Origin of the sequence: Actinotalea sp. C106 (assembly GCF_023630195.1) — a bacterium.
Classification (GTDB): domain Bacteria; phylum Actinomycetota; class Actinomycetes; order Actinomycetales; family Cellulomonadaceae; genus Actinotalea.
Window position 1 is genome coordinate 1 of the sequence record NZ_JALPKN010000243.1, and the last position, 4,810, is coordinate 4,810.

5 protein-coding genes are annotated in these 4,810 nt (G+C 73.2%); 1 reads left to right on the forward strand and 4 read right to left on the reverse strand.

Translation table 11 applies throughout. The features are described from left to right. Positions 1–995, reverse strand: a 995-nt coding sequence (gene rpsB / locus L0B03_RS13980; RefSeq protein ID WP_250446815.1) for a 30S ribosomal protein S2, incomplete at its 3' end; no start/stop codon positions are given. Between the two features lie 373 nt (positions 996–1,368). Between rpsB and L0B03_RS13985 the strand changes: the two genes are divergently transcribed. Further along, the gene (locus L0B03_RS13985; RefSeq protein WP_250446817.1) at positions 1,369–1,944 is read left to right on the forward strand and encodes a M23 family metallopeptidase; all 576 of its coding nucleotides are present in this window, start codon (positions 1,369–1,371) and stop codon (positions 1,942–1,944) included. Positions 1,945–1,994: 50 nt separating this feature from the next. Here L0B03_RS13985 and whiG read toward each other — a convergent pair whose 3' ends face one another. The 3 genes from whiG to dprA form a co-directional block, all read right to left on the reverse strand. Beyond that, a complete protein-coding gene (gene whiG, locus L0B03_RS13990; protein WP_250446819.1) occupies positions 1,995–2,861 on the reverse strand; it encodes an RNA polymerase sigma factor WhiG in 867 nt (288 codons plus the stop codon). A 9-nt stretch (positions 2,862–2,870) separates the two neighbouring features. After that, positions 2,871–3,800 (reverse strand): tyrosine recombinase XerC, encoded by a 930-nt coding sequence (locus tag L0B03_RS13995; RefSeq protein ID WP_250446821.1) that lies wholly within the window; start codon positions 3,798–3,800, stop codon positions 2,871–2,873. A 106-nt stretch (positions 3,801–3,906) separates the two neighbouring features. Next, positions 3,907–4,810 (reverse strand): DNA-processing protein DprA (gene dprA, locus L0B03_RS14000; RefSeq protein ID WP_250446823.1); only part of this gene is annotated, 904 nt, incomplete at its 5' end.

Here is a 4,810-nt window from a genome sequence, read left to right on the forward strand (position 1 = left end):
GCGTCCTGGCCGGTCGCCGGGGCCTCGACGGCAGCGGTGCCCGCCTCGGCGGCGGGGCTCTCGACGACGGCCTCGGCCGCGGCGGTGTCCGTCTCGGTCTCGTCCGCGGCAGCAGCAGGCGCCTTGGGCTCGGTCTGGACCGCACCCTCGGTCGCGGTGGCACCCTCGGTCGCGGCGGCACCCTCGGTCGCGGTGGCACCCTCGGTCGCGGCGGCGTCCTTGCCCGTGAGCAGCTCCTGCTCCCACTCGGCGAGCGGCTCGGCGGGGGTCTCGGCGCTGCCCTCGCTGGCCGCGGACTTGCCCGAGTGACGGGCGATGAGGCCCTCGGCGGCCGCGTCGGCGATCACGCGGGTGAGCAGGGTGACGGCACGGATCGCGTCGTCGTTGCCCGGGATCTGGTAGTCGACCAGGTCGGGGTCGCAGTTGGTGTCGAGGATCGCCACGACGGGGATCCCGAGCTTGCGCGCCTCGTCGACCGCGAGGTGCTCCTTGTTCGTGTCGACGATCCACACGGCCGAGGGAACCTTGGCCATGTCACGGATGCCACCGAGGGTGCGCGAGAGCTTGTCCTTCTCGCGACGCATGATGAGGAGCTCCTTCTTGGTGAAGGCGCTGCCCGCGACGTCGTCGAAGTCGATCTCCTCGAGCTCCTTGAGACGCTGGAGCCGCTTGTTGACCGTCTGGAAGTTGGTGAGCATGCCGCCGAGCCAACGCTGGTTGACGTAAGGCATGCCGACGCGGGCGGCCTGCTCGGCCACGGGCTCCTGGGCCTGCTTCTTGGTGCCGACGAAGAGGATGGTCCCGCCGTGGGCGACGGTCTCCTTCACGAACTCGTAGGCCCGGTCGATGTACGACAGCGACTGCTGCAGGTCGACGATGTAGATGCCGTTGCGCTCGGTGAAGATGAACCGCTTCATCTTCGGGTTCCAACGACGGGTCTGGTGCCCGAAGTGGACTCCGCTCTCGAGCAGCTGGCGCATGGTCACGACGGCCATGGCACGTCCTTCCGGCGCGACCCGCGGGGTCGCGCGCACTGTGCAGGCGGGCGTCAGGTCGTCCCTGGTGCCCGCATCCGGTTGTCGACGCCGGTCGGTTGACCGGACGTCCCTGGTGCCATGCGAGGCCGACGCCGGGCCCACGAGAGGACCGGACCGCTGTCAGCACACGCCCCCGAGTCACCGGGCGGACCGGCTGGCTCTGGGATGGATGGCACGCGATGTCACCCGGCGGACCGGGCGCAACGAGCATCCTACCCGACCTGCGCCGCCCAGGCGGCCGCCCGTCCCCAGGCGCACGAGCACCCCACGCGTCCCCAGGCAGGACGGTCACCGGCCCGCGCCCCGGGCGACCGCAGAGCACCCTCCGAGCATGACGACGTCGAGAACGGGTCGGACGACGCTGACCACCGCGCTGCTCGTCGGCGCGCTCCTGGTGGCCGGGGCGCTCCCCGTGCACGGCACCTCCTGGACTCCGGTCCCCGGCGGGTCCGCAGGTGCAGCGAGGGCGAGCTCCTCAGCCTCGCCGACCTCGCCGGCGGCCGAGGCGCTCGCCTACCAGCCGCCGGTGGACGGCATGGTGCTACGCCTCTTCGACCCGCCCCCGGTCCGCTGGGCCGCCGGGCACCGTGGTGTCGACCTGGCGACGGGCCCCGGTGACGCCGTGCTGGCCCCGTCCGAGGGCGTGGTCACCTTCGCGGGGACGGTGGTCGACCGGGGAGTCCTCACCGTGACCCACCCTGACGGTCGCCGGTCGAGCTTCGAGCCTGTGGTGGCCGTGGTCGAGGTCGACCAGGTGGTCGCCGCGGGCGAGGTGATCGCGACCGTGGCACCGGACCCGGTGCACTGCGCCTCGTCGTGCGTCCACTGGGGCGTCCGCAGAGGCGAGGAGTACGTCGACCCGCTGTCGTTGCTGCCGGGGGCCGGGCCGGTGGTCCTCCTGAGATGAGGCTCATCGCGCGCCTCCTCACGCAGGCGAGACGAGCACCGCGCACGTCGTCAGGCGCGTTCGCTCTCCTGGAGGGCCGCGCGCAGCCGGAGCATGGCGGCGGTGTGCATCTGCGAGATCCGGGACTCGGTGACGCCCAGCACCCGGCCGATCTCAGCGAGGGTCATGCCCTCGTAGTAGTAGAGGACCAGGACGATCTTCTCGCGCTCGCCGAGGCGCTCGATCGCGCGGGCGAGCAGGAGCTTGGTCTCCTGGGCCTCGACCGAGCCCGCGGGGTCCACCGCGCCCGGGTCCTCGAGGGTGTCGATGAGCGACAGGGAGTCCCCGCGCTCGGCCCCGGCGCCGATGAGCTCGTCGAGGGCCGCGACGTTCACCGTGGAGAGCTGGGTGAACACGGCACGGAGCTCGCCCACCCCGATCTCGAGCCGGTTCGCGACCTCCTGCTCGGAGGGGGCACGACGCAGCTCGCCCTCGAGCTCGGCGTAGGCGCGGTCGACCGCACGGGCCTTGGTACGCACCGAGCGCGGGATCCAGTCGATCGCGCGCAGCTCGTCGATGATCGCACCCCGCACCCGGGAGCTCGCGTAGGTCTCGAACTTGACCGCGCGATCCGTCTCGTACTTCTCGATCGCGTCGATCAGGCCGAACATGCCGTACGAGACCAGGTCCGCCTGCTCGACGGTGTTCGGCAGGCCCGCACCGACGCGGGCCGCGACCATCGTGACCAGCGGGGCGTAGTGCAGGATCAACCGTTCTCGCGCGCCGCGGTCCCCGCTCTCCTTGAAGACCGCCCACAGCGAGTCGACCGTGGTGGCGTCCTCGGGGGCGCCCGCCAGGTAGGGGCGGGGGACGACGCGCCCACCGGCACGTGCGGTACCGGTGGTGTCCGGGCTCTGGGTCCGGGCCTGGGCTGACATGGACATCCCTCAGGCTCTGGGGTGGGCTTGGAGGTACGAGCTTCTCAGGCGATCGGCACTCACGTGCGTGTACCGCTGCGTGGTGGCGAGGGTCGCGTGGCCGAGCATCTCCTGCACGCTACGCAGGTCCGAGCCGCCGTGCAGGAGGTGCGTGGCCGCGGTGTGCCGCAGCGCGTGGGGAGCCACGTCCTCGACGCCGGCGGCCCGTGCGGCACGATGCACCAGCTCGCGGACCTGGCGCTGGTCGACACGCCCCCCGCGTCGGCCGAGGACCAGGGCAGGGCCCGAGGTCGCGACCACCAGGGCAGGACGCCCGCCGGTGAGCCAGCTCTCCAGGGCGCGAGCAGCCGGGACCCCGTACGGCACGACACGGTCCTTGCCACCCTTGCCCAGCACGCGCAGGAGGCGGTCGCCCTGGTCGAGGTCGTCGACGTCCGCACCCACGAGCTCTCCCACGCGAGCACCCGTCGCATAGAGGAGCTCGAGCACCGCGTGGTCGCGCAGCGCGAGCGGGTCCCCGTCGGAGGCGCGCTCTCGAGCGAGGTCCAGGAGCGTCGAGATCGCGCCGGGGTTGAGCGCCGAGGGCAGGTTCTCACCGGGCTGAGCCGTCACCAACCGAGCCGCAGGGTCCTTCGACAGGGCACCTTCGACGGTCGCCCAGGCGTAGAAGCAGCGGATCGCTGCACCACGCCGGGCGATCGTCGCGCGGCTCAGCCGCGCACCCACCATGGTCCCGAGCCACGCCCGCAGCAGGCCGAGGTCCACCTGGGCCCAGGAGGCGCCCCGGCGACGGGCGAACCCCAGCACGTGGCGGAGATCCCCGAGGTAGGCCCGGACCGTGTGCGACGAGAGTCCGCGGTCGGCCGTGAGGTGCACCTCGAAGGCCGCCACGACCTCGTCCTCGGTCATGGCGGCGGACACTGCCGCGGCCAGCTGCATGCATCTACCGTGGCCTGTCTGACCGGCTGCGACAAGGCGAGACATGCAGACTTCACCCACAACCGGCGAAGTCCACCCGCCACGCAGACCGCTTTGTCCGTATCTGTCATGATCCTCGCCGACGGCTCCCCCGGCGACGCCACCCCGGGCCGTCCCGCTCGGCGAGACCGGCGACCTCGAGATGGCCGATCTCGGCGAGGACCTCGTGCTCGCCGAGGCCCGCAGCACGCGCGAGGTGAGCGAGCTCGCCACCACGACGCAGCGGCAGCGCGTCGAGGACCAGCCGTCCCTCGGCGGTCAGGCCGTCGACCTCTCGCACCTCGTGCCCCCTGGGCTCCGGTCCCGCCGCCGGGGGCCCCACCAGCTCGATCACCTCCGCAGCGTCGGTCACGCAGGCGGCGCGGCCCTCGCGCAGGAGTCGGTGGCACCCCGCCGAGGCGGCCGAGGTCACGGGCCCTGGCACGGCCCCGACCGGACGGAGGAGCTCTGCGGCGTGCCCCGCGGTGCTGAGGGCACCGGACCGCCACGCGGCCTCGACCACCACGGTCGCGCCGCCCAGCGCCGCGATGACCCGGTTGCGCTGCAGGAACCGGCTGCGGCTCGGGACGGACCCCGGTGGTACCTCGCTCACGACCGCACCGTGCTCCACCACGGCCGCCAGGAGGCGGGCGTTGCCCGCCGGGTAGAGCCTGTCGACCCCTCCCGCGAGCACGGCAACGGTCGGGCGCCCGGTCGCGAGCGCGCCCCGATGGGCCATCGCGTCGATGCCGTAGGCCCCGCCCGAGAGGATGGTCCACCCCGCCGTCGACAACCCCGCGGCCAGCTCCCCGGTGACGTGGTCACCGTAGGCCGTGCTCGCCCGGGCCCCCACGAGGGCCACCGAGGGCTCGGTCAGCGCCTCGAGGTCGGTCCGGCCCCGCACCCACAGGCACATCGGTCCGCTCGCGCCCAGGTCTCCCGCGCGGCGTGGCCACCCCGGCCCCTCGGGCACCAGGACCGCGCCGCCGAGG